The organism is Kribbella sp. CWNU-51, from assembly GCF_054073265.1.
Genome location: NZ_JBSXMZ010000014.1, coordinates 163,158 through 182,323 on the forward strand (window position 1 = coordinate 163,158; position 19,166 = coordinate 182,323).

Annotated in this window: 14 protein-coding genes; 7 read left to right on the plus strand and 7 right to left on the minus strand. The window is 69.3% G+C overall.

Going from position 1 to position 19,166, the window contains the following annotated elements; translation table 11 throughout:
• Window positions 1–29: 29 nt before the first annotated feature.
• The gene (locus tag ACXC9Q_RS19030; protein ID WP_457057915.1) at window positions 30–878 is read right to left on the minus strand and encodes a DUF3152 domain-containing protein; all 849 of its coding nucleotides are present in this window, start codon (window positions 876–878) and stop codon (window positions 30–32) included.
• A 60-nt stretch (window positions 879–938) separates the two neighbouring features.
• Window positions 939–1,919, minus strand: coding sequence for a zinc-binding dehydrogenase (locus ACXC9Q_RS19035; protein WP_457057916.1), 981 nt, complete (start codon window positions 1,917–1,919; stop codon window positions 939–941).
• Between the two features lie 141 nt (window positions 1,920–2,060).
• On the opposite strand from ACXC9Q_RS19035, the gene ACXC9Q_RS19040 reads away from it, so the two are divergent.
• Window positions 2,061–2,768, plus strand: coding sequence for an AraC family transcriptional regulator (locus tag ACXC9Q_RS19040; protein WP_457057917.1), 708 nt, complete (start codon window positions 2,061–2,063; stop codon window positions 2,766–2,768).
• Here the strand turns inward: ACXC9Q_RS19040 and ACXC9Q_RS19045 are convergent.
• Window positions 2,765–3,958 carry an ATP-binding protein gene (locus ACXC9Q_RS19045; protein WP_328525032.1) on the minus strand — a complete coding sequence of 398 codons (1,194 nt, stop codon included), beginning with the start codon at window positions 3,956–3,958 and terminating at the stop codon, window positions 2,765–2,767. The two genes, ACXC9Q_RS19040 and ACXC9Q_RS19045, sit on opposite strands and share 4 nt — an antisense overlap.
• A gap of 158 nt (window positions 3,959–4,116) precedes the next feature.
• Between ACXC9Q_RS19045 and ACXC9Q_RS19050 the strand changes: the two genes are divergently transcribed.
• The gene (locus ACXC9Q_RS19050) at window positions 4,117–5,127 is read left to right on the plus strand and encodes a GTP pyrophosphokinase (RefSeq protein WP_457057918.1); all 1,011 of its coding nucleotides are present in this window, start codon (window positions 4,117–4,119) and stop codon (window positions 5,125–5,127) included.
• Here ACXC9Q_RS19050 and ACXC9Q_RS19055 read toward each other — a convergent pair.
• Window positions 5,114–6,553 (minus strand): MFS transporter, encoded by a 1,440-nt coding sequence (locus ACXC9Q_RS19055; RefSeq protein ID WP_457057919.1) that lies wholly within the window; start codon window positions 6,551–6,553, stop codon window positions 5,114–5,116. The two genes, ACXC9Q_RS19050 and ACXC9Q_RS19055, sit on opposite strands and share 14 nt — an antisense overlap.
• A gap of 158 nt (window positions 6,554–6,711) precedes the next feature.
• Here ACXC9Q_RS19055 and ACXC9Q_RS19060 point away from each other — a divergent pair, with 158 nt between their 5' ends.
• The 3 genes from ACXC9Q_RS19060 to ACXC9Q_RS19070 all read left to right on the plus strand — a co-directional run bounded on the left by ACXC9Q_RS19060 (window position 6,712) and on the right by ACXC9Q_RS19070 (window position 12,133).
• Window positions 6,712–8,475, plus strand: coding sequence for an ABC transporter transmembrane domain-containing protein (locus ACXC9Q_RS19060; protein ID WP_457057920.1), 1,764 nt, complete (start codon window positions 6,712–6,714; stop codon window positions 8,473–8,475).
• Entirely contained in the window at window positions 8,472–10,283 is a 1,812-nt protein-coding gene (locus ACXC9Q_RS19065; protein ID WP_457057921.1) for an ABC transporter ATP-binding protein, read from the plus strand. The genes ACXC9Q_RS19060 and ACXC9Q_RS19065 overlap by 4 nt, the downstream gene beginning before the upstream one ends.
• 65 nt (window positions 10,284–10,348) lie before the next feature.
• Window positions 10,349–12,133, plus strand: coding sequence for an alpha/beta fold hydrolase (locus ACXC9Q_RS19070; RefSeq protein ID WP_457057922.1), 1,785 nt, complete (start codon window positions 10,349–10,351; stop codon window positions 12,131–12,133).
• Here ACXC9Q_RS19070 and ACXC9Q_RS19075 read toward each other — a convergent pair.
• From ACXC9Q_RS19075 to ACXC9Q_RS19085, 3 genes are all read right to left on the minus strand, one after another.
• Window positions 12,105–13,016: a S66 peptidase family protein gene (locus ACXC9Q_RS19075; protein ID WP_457057923.1), complete on the minus strand. Its 912-nt coding sequence runs from the start codon at window positions 13,014–13,016 to the stop codon at window positions 12,105–12,107. The two genes, ACXC9Q_RS19070 and ACXC9Q_RS19075, sit on opposite strands and share 29 nt — an antisense overlap.
• Window positions 13,017–13,027: 11 nt before the next feature.
• Window positions 13,028–16,447 carry a phosphodiester glycosidase family protein gene (locus ACXC9Q_RS19080; protein ID WP_457057924.1) on the minus strand — a complete coding sequence of 1,140 codons (3,420 nt, stop codon included), beginning with the start codon at window positions 16,445–16,447 and terminating at the stop codon, window positions 13,028–13,030.
• A gap of 143 nt (window positions 16,448–16,590) precedes the next feature.
• The gene (locus tag ACXC9Q_RS19085) at window positions 16,591–17,250 is read right to left on the minus strand and encodes a response regulator (RefSeq protein ID WP_457057925.1); all 660 of its coding nucleotides are present in this window, start codon (window positions 17,248–17,250) and stop codon (window positions 16,591–16,593) included.
• A 174-nt stretch (window positions 17,251–17,424) separates the two neighbouring features.
• Here ACXC9Q_RS19085 and ACXC9Q_RS19090 point away from each other — a divergent pair, with 174 nt between their 5' ends.
• A complete protein-coding gene (locus ACXC9Q_RS19090) occupies window positions 17,425–17,970 on the plus strand; it encodes a hypothetical protein (protein ID WP_457057926.1) in 546 nt (181 codons plus the stop codon).
• A 28-nt stretch (window positions 17,971–17,998) separates the two neighbouring features.
• A complete protein-coding gene (locus tag ACXC9Q_RS19095) occupies window positions 17,999–19,156 on the plus strand; it encodes a sensor histidine kinase (protein ID WP_457057927.1) in 1,158 nt (385 codons plus the stop codon).
• The last annotated feature ends 10 nt before the right edge of the window (window positions 19,157–19,166 follow it).

Genomic DNA, 19,166 nt, shown 5'->3' on the forward strand with positions numbered 1-19,166 from the left:
ACTCAGCTTCTCACGAACGGATGCTTCGCTCAGGTCGCTTTGATCGTGGGCCAGGCGTTCGGCAGGCAGCCGGCCAGGCCCTTGGTCTGCTGCATCATCACCGGCGCGGGGGTCTTCGCCTTGGTGCAGGTCGAGTGGCCGTGGCCGAGCGCGTGCCCGACCTCGTGGTTGACCAGGTAGCTGCGGTACAGCGAGACGTCGCCGTTGTACGCCGGGATCGCGTACATCCACCGTTTGGCGTTCAGCACGACCCGGTCCTCGACCCGGCAGGACACCTCACCGCCGGTGTCGAGCGGCAGACAGAGCTTGTCGGTCAGCGCCGGCGTGGCCAGGATGATGCGCAGGTCGGCGTCGACCTTGTCGGTCCGCTCGAAGCTGACCGGGTGAACCGCCTGCCAGCCGCGTGGATCGGTCAGCGTCTTGTGGATGATCGCCGCAACCACGGCACCGTTGACCGACAGTCCCTGCTCGATCTCGACCCGATAGGTCAGCTTGTCCCGGACCCCGGTCGCCTTGTTGAACCCGGGCACCACGGCAAGCTTGCCGCTGGACACGGTGACATTCGGCTTCGCGCCCTTGGGCTGCCGCGTCAAACTCGGTGCCGGCCGCAACGGAGTGGTGAACTTCTGCGTAGGCGTCGGAACCGGCGTGGGCGTGCTGACCGGCACCTCGGTCACAGGCGCACTCACCCCGGACACCACATCAGCCGCCAGACTCCGCCGGTTGGCCACATCCGGATGCATCACCACCACAGTCCCCAGCACGGCCAACGCAGTCACCGAAAACCACTGCACCTTGTGGGACTTCCGCCGGCTGTGCCGCCCACCCCGCTGACGCACAGACGCGTCGCCGCGCTGGCCAGTCCGCCGGGTGGTCATGACAATCGACCCTACCGACTCACCGGTCCCCCACGATAGGTCAGTTTCGTAAACGACCGGCTAGGGCGTCACGACAAGCTTCCCGATGGCTTCGTTGCTTTCCATGTAGTGGTGAGCCTCAACAATCTCGTCCAGGCCGAAGACCCGGTCGACGTTGGGTCGATAGACGCCGGCCTCGATCTCATGCACGACCCGCTGCAGCACGGTCGCGCCCGCCTCGCCCTTCACGTTGTCGCTGTGGAAAGCCGTGAGCTTGGTCCCGGACGGAATCATCGCTATGGCTTCGAAGTCCGGGATCAACCACCCACTGAGCGAGCCCGCGACACACACCGTCCCGCCGCGACGGACCAGGTGCAGCGAGTCGACCGCAGTACTCGCTCCGACGAGGTCCAGAACATAGTCCGGACCCTCCGGCCAAACCGCGTGCATGGTCGCCAGCGATCCACCGCCGTCGACGAGTACGTGGTCGACACCGGCCGCAGTCAACGCCTCGACCTTGTCTTGCCGCCGGGTCGTCGCCGCGGTCTCGACACCGTAGCCGGACGCGATCGACGCGGCCGCCATCCCGACGGACGAGGTCCCGCCGCGGATCAGCAGCTTGCCGCCGGACTCGATCCCCAACGTGTCCAGTGAGCCATGTGCGGTCAGGTACGTCTCGGGAAGCGCGGCAAAGACGTCCCACGGCAATGCGGTGGTGACTGGCATCAGCAGGGAGTTCGGCAACAGTGCGTACTCCGCGTAGCCGCCGTCGAACTGCCGGCCCATCTCACCCATCACCGCCGCGACAGTCGTCCCATCCGGCAACCTGGGATCGGTCGAGGCCGCCACGACTCCCACACATTCGATCCCGAGCACCCGCGGGAACGTCACGCTCGGGGAGTGCCCCTGCCGGGTCCGGAGCTCCGACCGGTTCAAGCCCGCGCCCATCACCCGCACCAGACTCCAGCCCTCCCGGACTGCTGGCACCGGCAGCTCACGGATCTCCAGGACCTCCGGGCCACCCGCCCTGACACAGACCGCCGCGCGCATCGTCGTACTCATGCATTCACTGTCGCCAGCAGGCAGTGTGGCGGGCCACCGATAGAATGCCATCCGATGCCCGTTCGTCGCCAAGTCGCCCGATCCTCCCAGCTGTGGCCGTCCGGAGGCGTGCACCTCTGGCCGTCCGGGGGAACGAGCTCCGTGCAGTCCCATTCGCGCGGACATCTGGTGTACGCCGCCCGCGGCGTGCTCTCGGTGCACACAGATCGTGGCACCTCGATCGTGCCGGCCAATCGAGTCGCCTGGACTCCCGCTGGTTTCACGCACTACCACCGCGCCCACGGCAACACCGACATGCGGATCCTGTTCCTCCCGGCATCTCTGGCCCGGCTCGTACCAGCCCATCCCGCCGTGTTCACGGTCTCCGACCTCGCCCGCGAGATCCTGCTGAACCTCACCGGTCCACGCAACTACGACCCCGCCGTACCCGCCTACGACCGGGCCGCGCGCGCCCGCGTCCGCCGCGTCCTGGTCGACGAGCTCCACGAAGCACAGGAGCAGCCACTACACCTGCCGGAACCACAAGACGATCGACTGCAGGCGCTCGCCCAACTGCTGTACGACGACCCCGCGGACAACACCCCGCTTGCCGAGCTCGGCCGAACCATCGGAGCCAGCCCCCGCACCCTCAGCCGCCTCCTCCACAACGAACTCGGCATGACCTTCTACGAATGGCGCACCCAACTACGCATCCACCAGGCCCTCGTCCTCCTCGCCGACGGCCACAGCACCACCCACGTAGCCCACGCCTGCGGCTGGTCCAACCCCAGCACCTTCATCACCGCCTTCACCACCCTCCTAGGCACCACCCCAGGCCGCTACCAAACCAACCCCCGGCACCCCACCTAGGCGGTGCGGGTGCGGAGGAATTTGCCGAAGTGGGGGACGGTGAAGGCCACCGTGCCGCGTTCGGCGGAGAAGACCAGGCCTTTCTTGATGAGGCCGTCGCGGGCGGGGGAGAGGGATTGGGGTTTGCGGTTGAGGGTGCTGGCTACTTCGGCGGTGGGGACGGAGCCGTCGTCGACGCCGATGCCTAGTTCGGCCATGGCGCGCATGTACTCGCGTTCCGCGGGCGTCGCGCGTTCGTAGCGGGAGCCGAAGAAGCCGACGGTGAGTTCGGCGGAGGCCTCGGGGGCGGCGACCGCGACGTCCTTGATCGTGATCGGGGAGGTCGGGGCGTGGTCCCAGGTGGAGTGGGCGAAGGCCTGGACGAAGTAGGGGTACCCGTCGGTCTGGGCGTACAGCTCGTCCAGCGCCTCCTCATCGTACAGAACACCCTCGCTCTCCGCCGGCACCATCAGCGCCCGGTCGCACGCTTCCCGCGCCAACCGGTCCACGCGGATGTATCGGAAGAGCCGCTCGGAGTACGACTTGCTGGCGGACAGTACGGCGGGCAGATGCGGCAACCCGGCGCCCACGACGACCAACGGCGCACTCTGCTGCGAGATCTCGTGACAAGCGGCGCACAGCGCGGACAGGTCGTCCGCACTGATGTCCTGCATCTCGTCGATGAACAGCCCGACCCCCACCGACAGATCACCGGCCAGATCGGCCGCATCGGTGAAGAGCTCGATCAGGTCCATCTCGAGATCACCCGAATCGGCTCGCCCCTTCGCCGCGGCCACGTCGACCGGCGGGTGCCAGCGGATCCCCTTCCGGTCGTTCGCCGCCGTCCGCAGCGCGAAGGCCTTCAGTACGGCGCTGAACTGGTCGACCCGCTCGTCATCACGGTGCCGGTGTCCCAGCTCCCGCATCGCGGTGTGCAGCGCCTGCGCGATCGGCAGCCGGACGCTCTGGTCCGGCCGGGCCTCGATCTTCCCCGTGCCCCACGCGCGCTTGATGGCCTGGCTGCGCAAAGTGTTGAGCAGCACGGTCTTACCCACGCCACGGAGCCCGCTCAGGACCAGACTCCGCTCCGGCCTGCCTGCCGCGACCCGTTCGAGCACCACCTCGAACTGCCGCACCTCGGTGTCGCGTCCGGCCAGCTCAGGCGGCCGCTGACCGGCGCCGGGCGCATAGGGATTCCGGATCGGATCCATGCTGTCACTGTATGAGCCCGTCTAGCGTTTTCCTTAGATTTCGCTAGCCACCGCGAGAGCGTGTCGCGAGCCTTGTCTACGGCTTTCTAGTGAAAGAACTAGATTTCGATAGACGCGTCCAGAGAGCGCGTCAGCTGTCGGCACACTAGGGTGCGGCCATGGAGTGGGCTGGTCAGGCGGGCGCGTTGTACGAGCGCGTGCATCAGCAGTACGTCGGTGGTGCGCGCAAACTCGAGGCCCTGATCGACGAGCTGATCGGCGAAGAGGAAGGCATCAACTACCTGAGCGCGACCGCCCGCGCGAAGGATCCGGAGTCGTTCCTGGCGAAGGCGGCCAAACCGCATCCCGACGACCCGACCAGGCCGAAGTACGACGACCCGCTGAACCAGATCACCGACCTGGTGGCGGCCCGGGTGATCACGTTCCTGGTCGAGGCCGTGGACCGGGTGTGCGAGGTGATCGAGGCCGAGTTCGAGATCGTCGAGCACACCGACATGGGCGCGCACACCCGCGCGCAGGGGGTGTTCGGGTACGCGAGCAAGCACTACCTGGTCCGGCTGAACGCGCATCGCCGGGAGCTGCCGGAGTACGCCGTACTGAAGAACCTGACCATGGAGATCCAGGTCCGGACCGCGGTTCAGCACGCGTGGGCCGAGTTCGAGCACGACATCCGGTACAAGCTGGACATCCCGGCGGAGCGCAAGGCGGAGTTCGACCGGCGGTTCCTGCTGGCGGCGGCGTTGATGGAACTGGTCGACAACGAGTTCACCGAGATCGACCGGCTCTACCGCGAACTCGCGGCCGCCGAGCCGGACAAGACCCCGCGTGACCTCACCACGGCGACCCTGACGTCGTACCTGACCCGTCGCTACCCGGACGCGCCGCACGCCAAGACGAACCACTACGCCTGGATGCTCGGCATCCTCGGCCGGCTCGGCGTCGCCACCGAGGAGCAACTGACCGACCTCCTCACCGGCATCGACAGCGCCGCGGTGCAGGTAGCGATGACCCACCGCTTCCCCGCCGGCACGGTACGACGCCTCGACGACGACCTGCTCGCCGCCGAAGGAACGGCGTACGTCGAGCTGTTCCCCGACGAGGAGCGCCGGCAGAAGATCCTCCGCGGCCGGCTCAAAGCCCTCGGCCGCGCCGGACTCATCGAGCCCTGACGAGGTCCTCCGCAACAGCTTCCGCCGTACGACGGGCCCACTTGCCGGTCGTGATCAGTCCGAGCACGAGGACCAGGAAGCCGCAGCCCGCGATGATGTACCAGCACAGCACAGCGGCATCGACGAAGCCGGTCTCGAGCGGGCCGACCAGCCGAGCGGTCAGGACCGTGCCGGCGATCGCGACGCCGAGGGACGCGCCGACCTGGCGACTCGTGGAGGCGATCGCGGCCGCGACGCCGGCCTGGGAGAGCGGCATCCCGGAGACCGCGGCGTTCGTGATCGGCGCGTTCAGCATCCCGAAACCGAGGCCGAAGATCAGATAGCCGGCCAGCAGCACGACGGTCGAGGTGGTGAGGTCGAGCCGCGACAGCAGCAGCCCGGAGACCGTGAGCCCGATCCCGGCAACGACCAGCGGCAGCCGCGGTCCTCGATGTCCGACCAGCCAGCCGGACAGCGGCGCGAACACCACCGTCATCGCCGCCATCGGCAGCGTCAGCAAGCCGGCGTGCAACGCGGAGAACCCGCGCACCGACTGCAGATACAGCGAGTTCAGGAACAGGAACCCGGACAACGCCGAGAACCCGCAGACCGCGATCAGCGTCGCGCCCGAGAACGGCGCGCTCCGGAAGAACCGCGGCTCGAGCAGCGGTTCCTCCCGGCGACGCTCGTACAAGACCAGCGACACCAACGCCGCCACGCAGAGGACGAAGCACCCGATGATCAGCGCCGAGCCCCACCCGGCCGACTGCCCCTCGATGATCCCGTACACCAGGCTGCCGAGCACCACGACGACGAGCACCTGCCCGACCGGATCGATCGGCCGCGGCACCGCCGCCCTCGACTCGGGCACGAAGAACGCAGTCATCAGTACGGCGGCCACTGTGACCGGCACGTTGATCCAGAAGATGTACCGCCAGCCCGCCGCGTCGACGAGGGCACCACCGACCAACGGGCCGACCGCCAGGCTCAGCCCGACCACGCCGCCCCAGACCCCGATCGCCTGAGCGCGCTCACGCGGGTTGGTGAACGTGTTGGTGATGATCGACATCGCGACCGGGTTCAGCATCGATCCGCCGACCGCCTGCACCATCCGGAACACGATCAGCAGGTCGACGGTCGGCGCGAATCCGCACAGCAGCGACCCGATCCCGAAGATCACCAGCCCGGCCTGGAACGTCCGCCGCCGTCCGACCCGGTCCGCGGTCGAACCGGACACCAACAGCAGGCAGGCGATCACCAGCGTGTAGGCGTCGATGGTCCACTGCAGCTCGGTCACCGACGCGCCCAGCTCGACCCGGATGGACGGCAGCGCCAGGTTCACGATGGTGGAGTCCAGCCCGACGATGAACAGGCTGGAGCAACAGATGCCGAGAATCAACAGCCGCCGCCCTCGCGTCAGCTCCGCCACCCGGCTCCCTCCGATCATCTGTTGAAGACTTTACTACCGCCGCCGGAAACGATTCCCCCGGCGTCCGACCACTGGTGAAAAGGGTTGGCGGACTGTCGGCGGGCCCGCCTAGGCTTGATCCATACGCCTGGTCAGGTGCCTCTTTCTCAACCCTTCTACGCCTCTTGCGAGACGTCATGTCCCTGCGCCTCATTCCATTCGCCGACCCGGGTGTGCCGGACACCCGGTCGGGTCTCCGACTCATTCTCTGGCTGGAGCACCAGCAACTGCGCGGGCAGGCCCTCGCAGTGTTCTGGGGACTCCTGTATTTCGGCGGAATCGCCGCCGCTCCGGTCGCCGTCGGTCTCGCCGTCCAGGCGGTGATCGACCTGTCCTGGCCGAAGCTGATCCTGGCCGGCGTGCTGCTGCTCGCGTTCGGCGCGGCCAAGGCCGGTGCCGACTCGTTCTTCCACCGCGCCGTGGTGACCAACTGGATCAGTACGGCGTCGCGCCTGCAGCAACTGCTGTTCCGCAAGGCCGCGGAGCTGGGCTCGCTGCTGACCCGCCGGATCGCCGCCGGCGAGGTGGTCGCCGTGAGTAGCGGCGACGTCGAGAAGATCGGCTGGTTCGTCGAGGTGCTCGGCCGGTTCGCGGCCGCTCTGCTGACCTGCTTCGCCGTCGTGATCGGTCTGCTGTTCTACGAACCGTCGCTCGGTCTCGTGGTCGCCGTCGCCGTACCGGTGCTGGCGTTCTCGATCGTGCCGCTGATGGGTCCGGCCGAGCGTCGTGCGGACGCGCAGCGGGCCAAGGGCGGCCGGGCCACCGAGCTGGCCGCCGACACCGTCGCCGGTCTGCGTGTGCTGCGGGGTATCGGTGGTGAGCAGCTGTTCCTGGACCGCTACCGCACCGCATCGCAGGACTACCGGGCCAGTGCGGTCCGCAGTGCCCGGATGTGGTCGCTGATCGCGGCTCTCCAGGTGCTGCTGTTCGGGATCTTCCTGGTGGTCGTCGTGTGGCTGGGCGTCCGGCTGGTGATGTCCGGACAGATCTCGGTCGGCGAGCTCGTCACGACGTACGGGTTCGTCACCTTCATGCTGGTGCCGCTGCACACGTTCGAGGAGACAGCGAGCGCGTTCATCTTCTCGAAGGTGTCGGCCCGCCGGGCCGCGCGCGTGCTGTCGCTGCAGCGGACCGACGAGACCAAGGGCACTGGCGAGGCCCAGCTGCCCGACGGTGACCTGCTCGACCCGGTGTCCGGTCTGCACGTCCCGACCGGCAGCTTCACCGCGGTCGTCTGTGGCGACCCGGACGCGGGCGGCCGGCTGGCGGACCGTCTGGGTGGTCACAGCCCGACGGCCGAGGACGGCGAGGCCTCTGTGCTGCTCGACGGGGTCGCGCTGGACGACCTCCCGTTGGAGTCCGCGCGGACCGTCGTACTCGTGCAGGACAAGGACCCGGTGCTGCTGTCGGGGACGGTGCGCGAGCTGTTCGACGTGCCGGCGAGTGGCGCGGTCTCTCCGGAGATTGCGCTCGACGCAGCGCAGTGCACGGACATTCTCGACGTACTGCGGCAGACGCTGCCGGCCGGTGAGTCGGACGCGATGAAGGCCCTGCTGACCGAGCGTGGACGGTCCCTGTCCGGTGGGCAGCGGCAGCGGGTCGCTCTGGCCCGCTCGCTGTACGTCGACCCGCCGGTGCTGGTGCTGGACGAGCCGACCAGTGCGGTGGACGCGCACACCGAGGCCCGGATCGCCGACGGCCTGCGGCTGCTGCGCGCCGGCCGGACCACTGTGGTGTTTACCTCCAGCCCGCTGATGCTGGACCGCGCGGAGCGAGTGGTCTTCGTTCCGGAGGGCCGTGTCGACGCGGTCGGCACCCACCACGAGCTGGTGCTCACCAACCCGCGCTACCGCGCGGTTGTGACCCGTGAAGACGAACCAACCTTCGAGGAGTTGGCGTGAGGAGCCGGATTCTGAACTCGCTTCGCTCGTCCAGGAGCCCTCTGTACGACCCGGCGGCGCCGCAGGAAGCGGCCCGGCTGCCGGTGGCGGGCAGCGCGACCGTGCGCGCCTACCTGAAGACACTGTTCCGCCGGCACCGCCGCGCGTTCGGCTGGCTGACACTGGTGAACGCGGTGGCGGCGCTGAGCGGGATGGTCGGGCCCTGGCTGCTCGGCAACGTGGTGGAGAAGCTGTCGCAGGGCAGCACCGATGTTCAGCTGCCGTCCGTGGTGCTCGGGTTCGTCATCGCCCTGCTGGTGCAGACGGTGTTCGTCCGGCTCACCCGGCTGCGCGGCGCGGTGCTCGGCGAGGAGATGCTCGCCGACCTGCGTGAGGACTTCCTGGTCCGCGCGGTCGGGCTGCCGCCTGGTGTCCTGGAGCGGGCCGGCACCGGCGACCTGCTGTCCCGGATCACCACCGACATCGACCGGCTCTCGCACGCGATGCGGGACGCAGTGCCGCAGCTGACCATCGCGGTGATCTGGGGGTCGCTGCTGATCGGCGCGCTGATCGTGACCGCGCCCGTGTTGGCGGTGGCCGTGGTGATCGCGGCGCCCATCCTGATCATCGGTGGCCGCTGGTACTTCCGCCGCGCGCCATCGGGGTACCGGTCGGAAGCCGCCGGGTACGCCGCGGTGGCCTCGGGGCTGGCCGAGACCGTCGACGCCGGCCGGACCGTGGAGTCGCACCGGCTCGGCGACCGCCGGATCAAGCTGGGCGACACCCGCATCGGTCAGTGGGTCGCCTGGGAGCGGTACACGCTCTACCTGCGGATGATCCTGTTCCCGGTGATCAACATGACCCACACGGTCGCGCTGGCCGCCGTACTGGTCATCGGTGGCGGGTTCGCCATCCAGGGCTGGCTCACCGTCGGCGCACTCACCACTGGTGCGCTGTACGTCCAGATGCTGGTCGAGCCGGTCAACATGATGATCCGCTGGTACGACGAACTCCAGGTGGCGCAGGTGTCACTGGCCCGGCTGGTCGGGGTCCGTGAGATCGAAGCGGCCGCCGCCGAGGGAGACGCCGAGCCGGAGGGCCGGACTGTGCTGGCCGACGACGTGCGGTTCGGCTATCTGGAGGGCCGGGACGTGCTGCACGGTGTGACGCTGACTGTGCAGCCGGGCGCGCGGGTTGCGCTCGTAGGCCCTTCTGGAGCAGGGAAATCGACGCTGGGCCGGTTGCTGGCAGGCATCTACTCGCCACGGCTCGGTGACATCACCTTGGGTGGCGCCGCCCTGGACCAGATGTCGGCCGAGCAGGTCCGGAGTCACGTTGCTCTGGTCAACCAGGAGCACCACGTGTTCGTGGGCAGTGTCCGGGACAACCTGCGGTTGGCCCGGCCGGAGTCCACCGATGCCGACCTGTGGGCCGCGCTGCGCTCGGTCGACGCCGACGGATGGGTCGCCGGGTTCGACGACGGGCTGGACACCGAGGTGGGATCCGGTGGGATCTCGCTGACTCCGGCTCAGGCACAGCAGGTCGCCCTGGCCCGGCTGGTGCTGGCCGACCCGCACACGCTGGTCCTGGACGAGGCGACCTCGTTGATGGACCCGCGGGCCGCCCGGCACCTGGAGCGGTCGTTGGCCGGCGTGCTGGCCGGCCGGACCGTGGTGGCGATCGCGCACCGGTTGCACACCGCCCACGACGCGGACGTGATCGCGGTCGTGGAGGACGGCCGGATCGTCGAGCTGGGCGGACACGACGAACTGGTCGATGCCCAGGGCCCGTACGCGGCGCTCTGGCATTCCTGGCACGGCGAGCGCTGACGCGGCGCCGGGGGCAGACCGCAGGGGCTGCCCCCGGTGACCGCCACCCATGTGAGGATGGGACGGTGCTGACAACGCTGTTCTCGCTGACGTCCACGATGGCACTCGACGTGAACGACGAGGGACGCCTGCTCGTCCTCTACGACGGCACCGGCGTCCGCCAGGTCAACGAGATCGCTCCCGACGGGACGTGGCGAGCGCTCACTGACCTCGGCGACACCTGCCGCAGGGCGCGGTTCGTGCCCGGCAGCCGGCAGGTGGTCGTCGAGCACGACAGCGGCGGCGACGAACGTGGCCAGCTGTCGATACTCGACCTCGACGACCCCGGCCTGCCTACACTCACGCCACTCGTCCACGACCCGGCGTACAACCACCATCTGGTGGACGCCAAGCCCGACCGGATCCTGTTCACCACGAACCGGCGCAACGGCGTCGACTTCGACCTGGTCGGCCGCGACCTGTCGACCGGTACGGAGAAGGCCCTGTACGACGGCGGTGGCTGGGTGATGGCGGTCAGCCCTTCTCCGGATGACCAATGGGTCGTGCTGTCCCTGGCCAGCGCACCGGCGAACTCCATGCAGCTGCTGCTGGTCGACACGGCCACGCAGGCCGTCACCGAGCTGACCCCGGCCGACGCCCACAACGACCAGACGGCGGTCTCGTGGCTGCCGGACTCCAGCGCGTTCCTGGTATCGAGCAACGCAGACCGGGACCGGATGGCGGTACGCCGCTATGACCTGGCCGACGCTGTGTGGAGCGACGTACTCGTGGATGACGCCCGCGACCTGGCCGGCTGGGTCTCACCTGACGGCGAGCACCTGTTGGTCGGCGTACTGGAGGACGGCGAGGTTTCGCTGGCGCTGCACCGGCTGGACGGCTCGGCGACCGCGCCACTGGACCTGCCCTCGGGCGGCTGCGCCGCGTTGACGATGGCGACGCCGGATCCGCTCTGGTCCGCGGACGGCTCGTTCGCGGCGATCACCTACAACTCACCGGTCACGCCGCCCACGGTGTTCCGGTACACCCCGTCGACCGGCGAGGTCGTGGAGCTGCGGTCGCCGGGTCAGGCGGAGCCTCCGGCCGAGCTCGAGCACCCGGAGAGCCTGCGGGTGCCGTCGTTCGACGGGGAGCAGGTGCCGGTGTTCGTGTTCCGGCCGACCGGTCCGGACCTGGGTTCCACCGTGGTCCACGTGCACGGTGGTCCGGAGGGCGCGGCGATGCGCCTGTGGAGCCCGATCATCTCGTCGCTCGCCGCCGACGGCCACACGGTCGTCGTACCGAATGTCCGCGGCTCGGCGGGATACGGCAAGCGCTGGTACTCCCTCGACGATCGGGAGCTGCGGCTCGACTCGGTGAAGGACCTGGCCGCGATCCACAGCTGGCTCCCGACGATCGGCGCCGACCCGCAGCACGCCGCGTTGTGGGGTGGTTCGTACGGCGGCTACATGGTGCTGGCCGGGGTCGCGTTCCAGCCGGACCTGTGGGCGGCCGGTGTGGACATCGTCGGGATCGCCTCACTGGTGACCTTTCTGGAGAACACCTCGGACTACCGCCGGGCCATGCGGGAGCGCGAGTACGGCTATCTCGCGACCGACCGGGACTTCCTGGAGTCCGCGAGCCCACTGAGCCGGGTCGACGACATCCGGGCGCCGCTGTTCGTCATCCACGGCGCCAACGACCCACGGGTGCCGCTATCGGAGGCTGAGCAGATCACCGAGGCGCTGACCAAGCGCGACGTACCGTGCAAGCTCCTGGTCTACCCGGATGAGGGCCACGGCCTCGCCAAGCTGAAGAACCGGCTGGACGCCTACCCGCAGGCCTTCACCTTCCTGCGAGACCACTTGGGGTGAGTGTCCCCGCGGTCGCGTCCAGCCGCACGGGCAGTCCGAGCGGTACGGCGAGGTTCAACGCCTCATGCCCGATCGCCGCACCCTCCACGATCGGTACGCCGAGTGGCTCGAGCCGCTCGTGGACCACGTCGTCGATCGGATCGGCCGCTTCACTGAAGTCCCCGAGCACCACACCGGTGACCTCGTCGAACCACCCGGACCGCAGCAACTGGGTGAGCAACCGGTCCACCCGATACCCCTCCTCGTTGACGTCCTCCAGGACGACGACACCCGCCGGCGCCGCGTAGGTCGGCGTACCGAGGCTCGACGCCAGCAACGCCAGATTGCCGCCCCGCAGCCGCCCTTCGGCCACGCCATCGACCACCGTGCGGGCTCCAACAGGCGCGAGCAGGTCAGTCACACTCTCCGGCTCGAACAGCAACGCACGCAGCCGCTCCCGTCCCTCCGGAACACCCAACTGCTCCACTCCGGCGGCCATCGGTCCGTGGATCGTGACCAGGCCCCGGGCGTTCAGCGGCTCGTGCAGTGCGCTGATGTCGCTGAATCCGATGAACCACTTCGGCACCGCCGCCAACTCGTCGAAGTCGACGTACTCGAGCATCCGCTGCACGCCGTACCCACCCCGCGCACAGAACACCGCGGTGAAGCGGGAGTCCAGCCAGGCGGTCCGCAAGTCCTCGGCCCGGGCCTTGTCCTCCGCCGCGAGGTAGCTCAACCGCTCGTGCCCTGCCAGCACCGAAGGCATCACCTCGACCTCGAGCCCCCACCCCTTCAGGTGCTCGACCCCGATGTCGAGCCGTTGCGCATCCACCCGTCCGGACGGCGCCACCACAGCAACCCGATCACCACTCCGCAGCCGCTGCGGCACCACCACGTCAGTCACGCCGCAGAACGCTACCAATCGACCTTGATGGTGGTGGTCTTGGAGACTCCGTTGACGGTGACGCCGAGCTGGGCGGTGCCGGGACGGAGTGCGGTCAGCTGACCGGTCGCCGGGTCGTACGACGCGACCGCCCAGAACGGCGCGGTCCCGGCCGGGCCGATGTGGAGCTGCTGCGAGCCCCACCAGTCCGAGGAGACCGGGAACGCCACCGGGACCCGGCGGTTGTCCTGGACGACGGTCGCCGAGGCGGCTGCCGTCTGACCGCGCTGGAGGGACGCCGGAGCGGTGAGCTCGAGCGAGTCCACGTGCGGCCGTAGCTCGACCTGGAACCAGGACCGCTCGGGTGCCGACCACTTGCGCTCGCCGGCCGGGGCCGCGGTCGCCTTGGGGTCGATCCCGACCAGGGCCCAGCCGGTGAAGCCGCCGGCGTCCGGAGCAGCGGCCGGGCTCTTACCCGAGTTGCCGGTCAGCGGCAGCAGGACGCCGTCCGTCCGGGTGGCCGCGAACGTCCCGGCATGCGCCGCCATGTACGCCGCACCCTTGCCGGTCGAGGCCCGGAACCCGGCCAGCCACTGGACGATCATGGCGGCTTCCTTGCGGTCGCCGAGCTGCGAGTTCTGCGTCGGCGACGGATCGTCGATCGGGTGATGCGCCATCACCACCACGTTGCGGATCGTCTTGTTCGTCGCCGCGTCGTCCAGCTGCTTGCGCAGGTCGAGGATCTGGTCGAACCCGCCCGCCCGGAGCGATCCCAGCGACGAGTCGCGCAGGATGAACCGCGTGCCCTTGTGATCGAACGTGCTGGTCGGCGACCCGAACACCTTGGTCCACTCGGACAGGTCACCCGGCCCGTAGGTCTCGTGGTTGCCCGGCACGTAGTGCACCGGCACCTTGCCGGCGACCTCCTCGTCGATGATCTGCTTGGCCAGCGCGATGTCCGGCCCGAACGCGCGGTCGACGAAGTCGCCGTTGATGACCAGGAAGTCCGGGTTCTGCGCGAGCGCCTCGCGGATCGTCCGCCGGGCTTGCTTGACGTAGTCCGAGTTCGGGTCGTCGGAGGTGAACTGCGCGTCCGACATCACCGCGAACCGCCACCGGCCGCCGCCGGTCGCCGTCCCGTCGGTCACCACCATCGGGTCGATCACCTTCGCGGGCGGCTCCATCGTCACGGGCGGCGCGCTGCGCACGGTCAGGTCGTCGATGATGATCCGGCCCGAGTACTGCCGGGTCGGCACGGTCTCCACCACATAGATCCGCCAGAACCGCAGCGGCATCGTCAGCCCGGGCGGGATGTCGGCCTCGACGTACTTCCAGCCGGTCCAGTCGACCGCGGCCGCGAGGTTGAGCGTCTGGGCGGTGCCGCCGGCGGCGTCGTACGCGTTCGCCCGCAGCCACGCGCCCTTGCCGTCGCCGTACACCCATGCGCCGAGCTTCTGCGGCTGCCCCGGCAGCGTCTGCTGCGGAGTCTGCGAGAGGTACGCCGCCCGCGTCGCCGTACTGCCCGTGAGTGAGTAGTCGAGCGCGATCGCCTGGCCACCGTCATGACCCTCGGCCGCCGACCGCGACGCCGTCGCCGCCCCGACCGGTACGGCGTTCGCCGCCCACTTGCTCAGGTCGTCGACCTCGTCCACGACCGTACTGGCCAGCCCCGCCGTGACACTGAGCTGCGTCGACAGGTTGCCGACCGTTGCGGTGATCACGGTCGAGACCGCTTCGTTGCTCAGGGCATTCACGTCAAACCCGTTGCCGCGCGCAACCACATTCACGACCGCGGGGTCGTAGGTCAGCTTGACGTCGCGCGGTTCGATCCAGGTCGAGAAGCCGTCGGCGTCGTACCCGTCAACCTCGAAGAAGCCCTTGGCCGTTGCGTCGGACAACGACACCTGCCGGGTCGACGGCGCCAAGCGGGTCGGCGGACCGAGCACTGTCATCGGGAACCTTCCGTTCGCCGTACCGCGGGCTGCCGTGATCACCGCGTCGCCTGCCTTCCGACCGACCACCACACCATGCTGGTCGACCCGGACATTGCTCCCACCGAACCAGTACGGCGTACCCGTCGCCGGCGCGTACGTCTCGTCGTGACCGGTGGCGGTGAGGACCCGGCTGAGGCCGGTGAGGACGCGGGAGCTGCGGGAGATGTCGGTGTCCGGCTCCTCGGCCGCGGTGCCCACCGCCTCGACGCGGAAGCCCTTCAGCTTGCCGGAACCCTTCACCGGCAGCAGGCCGAGGCCGTTCGGGATCAGCCGCTCGCCACCGTCGGACGGGTCGTTCACGACCTGCGGCGCCGCCTTGCCGGGCGTCCGGGCCAGCATCGTCGACGAGCCGCCGCCGTCCAGGTTGAGCGCGTCGTCGGCCCCGAGGCCGATCATCAGCTGACCCATCTCCTTCAGCGACAGGCCGCGAGAGCCGGTCGCCCGGCCATCGACGGTGAGCAGGATCATCCGGCTGCCGTCGGCGTCGAACCCGATCGCGGTCCGCGGCGCGAGGTCGGCGTCCGGCACGTCGTCGGGAACCTTGCCGTCCTTCGCGAGCTGGGTGTTGCCGCTGATGCCGACCGCGACATCCGCCGCGTCGGGGCGCAGGCCGTATTGCACGTCGACCTTGTCGCCCACCTCGAACGCGGTCAGCGCGTCGGCGCCGGCCTCGCGGCCGATCAGCGCCTGCTCGTTCGCGGCCAGCGGGGTGGTGCCCGGAGTGGTGGCCGACGAGACGACCACACCGTCGCGAAGGATCACCTCGCGGACGGTCGGCAGGCCGTCCACGGTCCTGGTCCGGGCCGCGTCGCCCCACTCCGGGGTGTAGAGGCCGATGCCGCCTTCAGAGACGGCCGGCGAATTGAGGTTGGTCAACTCGAGCTTGCTCGCGTCGTCGTCGGTCGCCGTACCTTGCAGGAAGAGCTGGGCGATCGTGCCGAGTCCGTCCTTGCCGATCACCGCGGTGTCGTTGTGGCCGGCGGCCGGGGCGTTGATCAGCCGGCCGGACCGCTCGACCCCGACGCCGAGCGGCGCGGTGGTGTCGTTGATGTCGAAGAAGTCGCCGTTGACCCCGGCGATCGCGCCCTTGCGGGCCAGCTGTTGGCTCAGCGGCGTACCGCCGGAGACCTTGCCGGTGTTGACGTAGTCGACGGTGACGCCGTGCTTGTCCAGGTCGGTGGCGAGAATGTCGCCGCGCAACCAGCCGCGGGCGTCGAGGCGCTCGAAGGCGGTGTAGTTGACGCCGGGCGCGACCGGGCTGTCCTGCCGGCTGGTCACCAGCCCTTCGCCGGCCGGGGCGATCGCGAGGTCGGAGATGTCCGAGCTCGACGACGAAGGCCGCTGCGCCTCGACCGGCTGCGGGCCGGGCACAGGCTGCGCGAACGCCGGGTTCAGCGCGGCGCCGGCGAGCAGACCGCCGATGCCGAGCGTGGTGGCGAGTGGACGGAAGAGCGACACGACAGCCTCCCCAGCGTGGACGGACGCGGCCATCCGACGCTGTGCGCTCTACCGCCGCATGAGACACAGGTGTACGCCGGTCAACCGACCGGTGACAAAGTAACGCCTCCAGGGCCTGATCGGAAGGTTTTCTCCTCGAACGATCAGCGCCGGGTGACGAACCCGGTCTCGTACGCGACCACCACCGCCTGGACGCGATCGCGGACGCCAAGCTTGGTCAGGACCCGGGCGACGTGGGTCTTCACGGTCGTCTCGGCCACCACCAGCTCGGCCGCGATCTCCGCGTTCGACAGCCCGCGGGCGATGAGCCGCAGTACGTCGAGCTCGCGGTCGGTCAGCGCGGCCAGCTCCGGGGGCAGCTCTTGCGGCTGGACCGGCTCGACGAAGCGCTCGACCAGCCGCTGGGTGATCGCCGGCTCGATCAGCGAGTCGCCGGTGGCCGCGGCGCGCACAGCCGCGATCAGCCGCGTCGACGGGGAGTCCTTGAGCAGGAAGCCGGCCGCGCCGGCCCGCAACGCCCGGTAGATGTACTCGTTCTGGTCGAACGTGGTGAGGACGATGATCGTCGGCGCGTTCGGGTGCCGCCGGATCTCCTCGGTGGCCGACAGGCCGTCGAGTCCGGGCATCCGGATGTCCATCAGGATCACGTCGGGCTCGACCAGTTGGGCCTGCCGGATCGCCTCGGTTCCGGTGTCGGCCTCTGCCACCACCTCGATGTCGCCCTCGGCCTCCAGGATCACCCGGAAGCCGGTGCGAACCAGGGTCTGGTCGTCGGCGACGAGCACGCGGATCTTTTCGGGCACACCGAGATTGTGCCCGACCGTTCGGGCGGGTCATCCCTGCGGTGCGTGGGTCATCCCTGCGGAGGACAGCGGCGCCTGACAATCGTCCTCGCGCCAGACGTGGACGACGGATGCCGGGACCTACCGTCGCGGCATCAGGGTCAATCAGGGTGGCCCGGAACGAAGGGAAGACCAATGAACGGAATCTTCAGGGGAATCCGGCCGCTCGACTATGTCCTGGCCGGCCTCATGACCGCCGCCGGTGTGTTCATCATGCTCGAGAACGTCACGGCGTCGAGCTCGGACGGCCTGCCGCACCCCTTGTCGTCGACCTCGTGGCTGATGGTGCCGGCCTTCCTGCTCGTCACGCTGCCGATCCTGTGGCGTCGGCGCAATATCCTCGCGGTCGTCGCAGTCACCGCGGTCGCCACTCTCGCCCACGTGCTCGCGTTCGGCTGGATCACTCGCTGCGGCGTCGAGCTCCCGCTGGCGTTCGCCCTGGCGTACGCCGTCGCCCGGTTCGCCGGCTCCTGGCGGAACCAGGCGCTCGGCCTCGTCGGCATCGTCGTCACGCAGCTCGTCATGCTCGCCAGGGACGCGTCGATCGACACCATCGCGGGCGGTCTGGCGGTGGCGCTTCCGCTCACCGCGCTCTTCTACGGCATCGGCCTCTTCGTGCAGAATCGGGTCACCAGGCAGTCTGCGGGCGTCGCGCCGGTCACCGAGCGTTCGGCCGCCTGAGCGGGTCTGCTGCGAGTAGGAGTTTGCGATGGATGAGGTCTTCCGCGGCATCAAGGTCCGGGACTGGGTCCTGGCGGGAGGCCTCACCGCGCTCGGCGTCCTCCTGATGTGGGAGGACGTCCGGATGACCGGCGACCAGGTCCGTGCAGCCATCGCGGAGGGGTCGATGGTTCACCTGACGAGTTCTCGGTCGCCCTGGATGATCGTGGTGTTCCTGGGCGCCACGATTCCGGTGCTCTGGTGGCGGCGCAACATCATCGCCGTCACCACCACCGCCGTCGTGGTAATGGCGCTGCACGACGTCGTCTTCGGCTGGGTGACCCGCTGCGGCGCCGGTCTCCCGCTGGCCTTCGTACTGGCGTTCCTCGGGGCACTCGGGTCCGAGCGCACGACGGCGTGGATCGTCGGCGCACTCGGTGCCTTGCTGACCGTGCTCGTGTTGGTCGTGGACGCCACCACCGGTCCGAGCGCCATACTGCTGGCTCTACCGGTTCTGCTGGTTGTCTTCGGCGTCGGCCTGGCCGCCCGGCACCGAACCGCTTTGAACCGGGAGCTCGAGATTCGTGAAGCGGAGCTGCGTCAGTTGCGCGACGAGCGTGCCGCGCTCGACGTCGCGGACGACCGGGCGCGGCTGTCCCAGCAGCTCGATGGGTTGCTGCAAGAGCGGCTCAGTCAGCTGACGACGGCTGCTGAGTCCGCCGACAGCCTCCCGCCCGCCGAGGCGAAGGTCGTGCTCGAGTCCATCGAGTCGCGCAGCCGGCAGACCCTGGACGATATGCGTGAGATCGTCGGTCTGCTGCGCGGCGATGACGTTGCGCTGGCGCCCGTACCGACCGTCGCTCATCTCGACACGCTGCTCGCCCGGCTTCGCACCACACACTCGCGGCTGACCGTGACGGGAGACCCCCGAGTGCTGCCGGCAACGGTCGAGCTGTCGGCGTACCGGATCGTCGAGCACCTGATCACCGCGCTCGCCGACCATGCCGACGCCCCGATCGAGGTCGGGGTGAGATTCGAGACCGACGCCCTCGAGATCCGCGTGAACGGGCTGGTGGACAAGAGCGCGGACCTGAAGGCGGCCGTCGCCCGGGCCAGGGAGCGCGCCAAGCTGCTCGGTGGCTCGGTCGACGTGAAGGTCGCCCGTGGCCGGGCGGGCGCCGTGGCCCAGTTGCCCGTCCTCGGCTGATCCGAAGGGG

Excerpts from the sequence above, each read along its gene's own strand:
- ACXC9Q_RS19095 (WP_457057927.1), top strand. The coding sequence starts at position 17,999 with ATGGATGAGGTCTTCCGCGGCATCAAGGTCCGGGACTGGGTCCTGGCG.
- ACXC9Q_RS19050 (WP_457057918.1), top strand. The coding sequence starts at position 4,117 with ATGGAGTGGGCTGGTCAGGCGGGCGCGTTGTACGAGCGCGTGCATCAG.
- ACXC9Q_RS19090 (WP_457057926.1), top strand. The coding sequence starts at position 17,425 with ATGAACGGAATCTTCAGGGGAATCCGGCCGCTCGACTATGTCCTGGCC.
- ACXC9Q_RS19055 (WP_457057919.1), bottom strand. The coding sequence starts at position 6,553 with ATGATCGGAGGGAGCCGGGTGGCGGAGCTGACGCGAGGGCGGCGGCTG.
- ACXC9Q_RS19060 (WP_457057920.1), top strand. The coding sequence starts at position 6,712 with ATGTCCCTGCGCCTCATTCCATTCGCCGACCCGGGTGTGCCGGACACC.
- ACXC9Q_RS19030 (WP_457057915.1), bottom strand. The coding sequence starts at position 878 with ATGACCACCCGGCGGACTGGCCAGCGCGGCGACGCGTCTGTGCGTCAG.
- ACXC9Q_RS19045 (WP_328525032.1), bottom strand. The coding sequence starts at position 3,958 with ATGGATCCGATCCGGAATCCCTATGCGCCCGGCGCCGGTCAGCGGCCG.
- ACXC9Q_RS19035 (WP_457057916.1), bottom strand. The coding sequence starts at position 1,919 with ATGAGTACGACGATGCGCGCGGCGGTCTGTGTCAGGGCGGGTGGCCCG.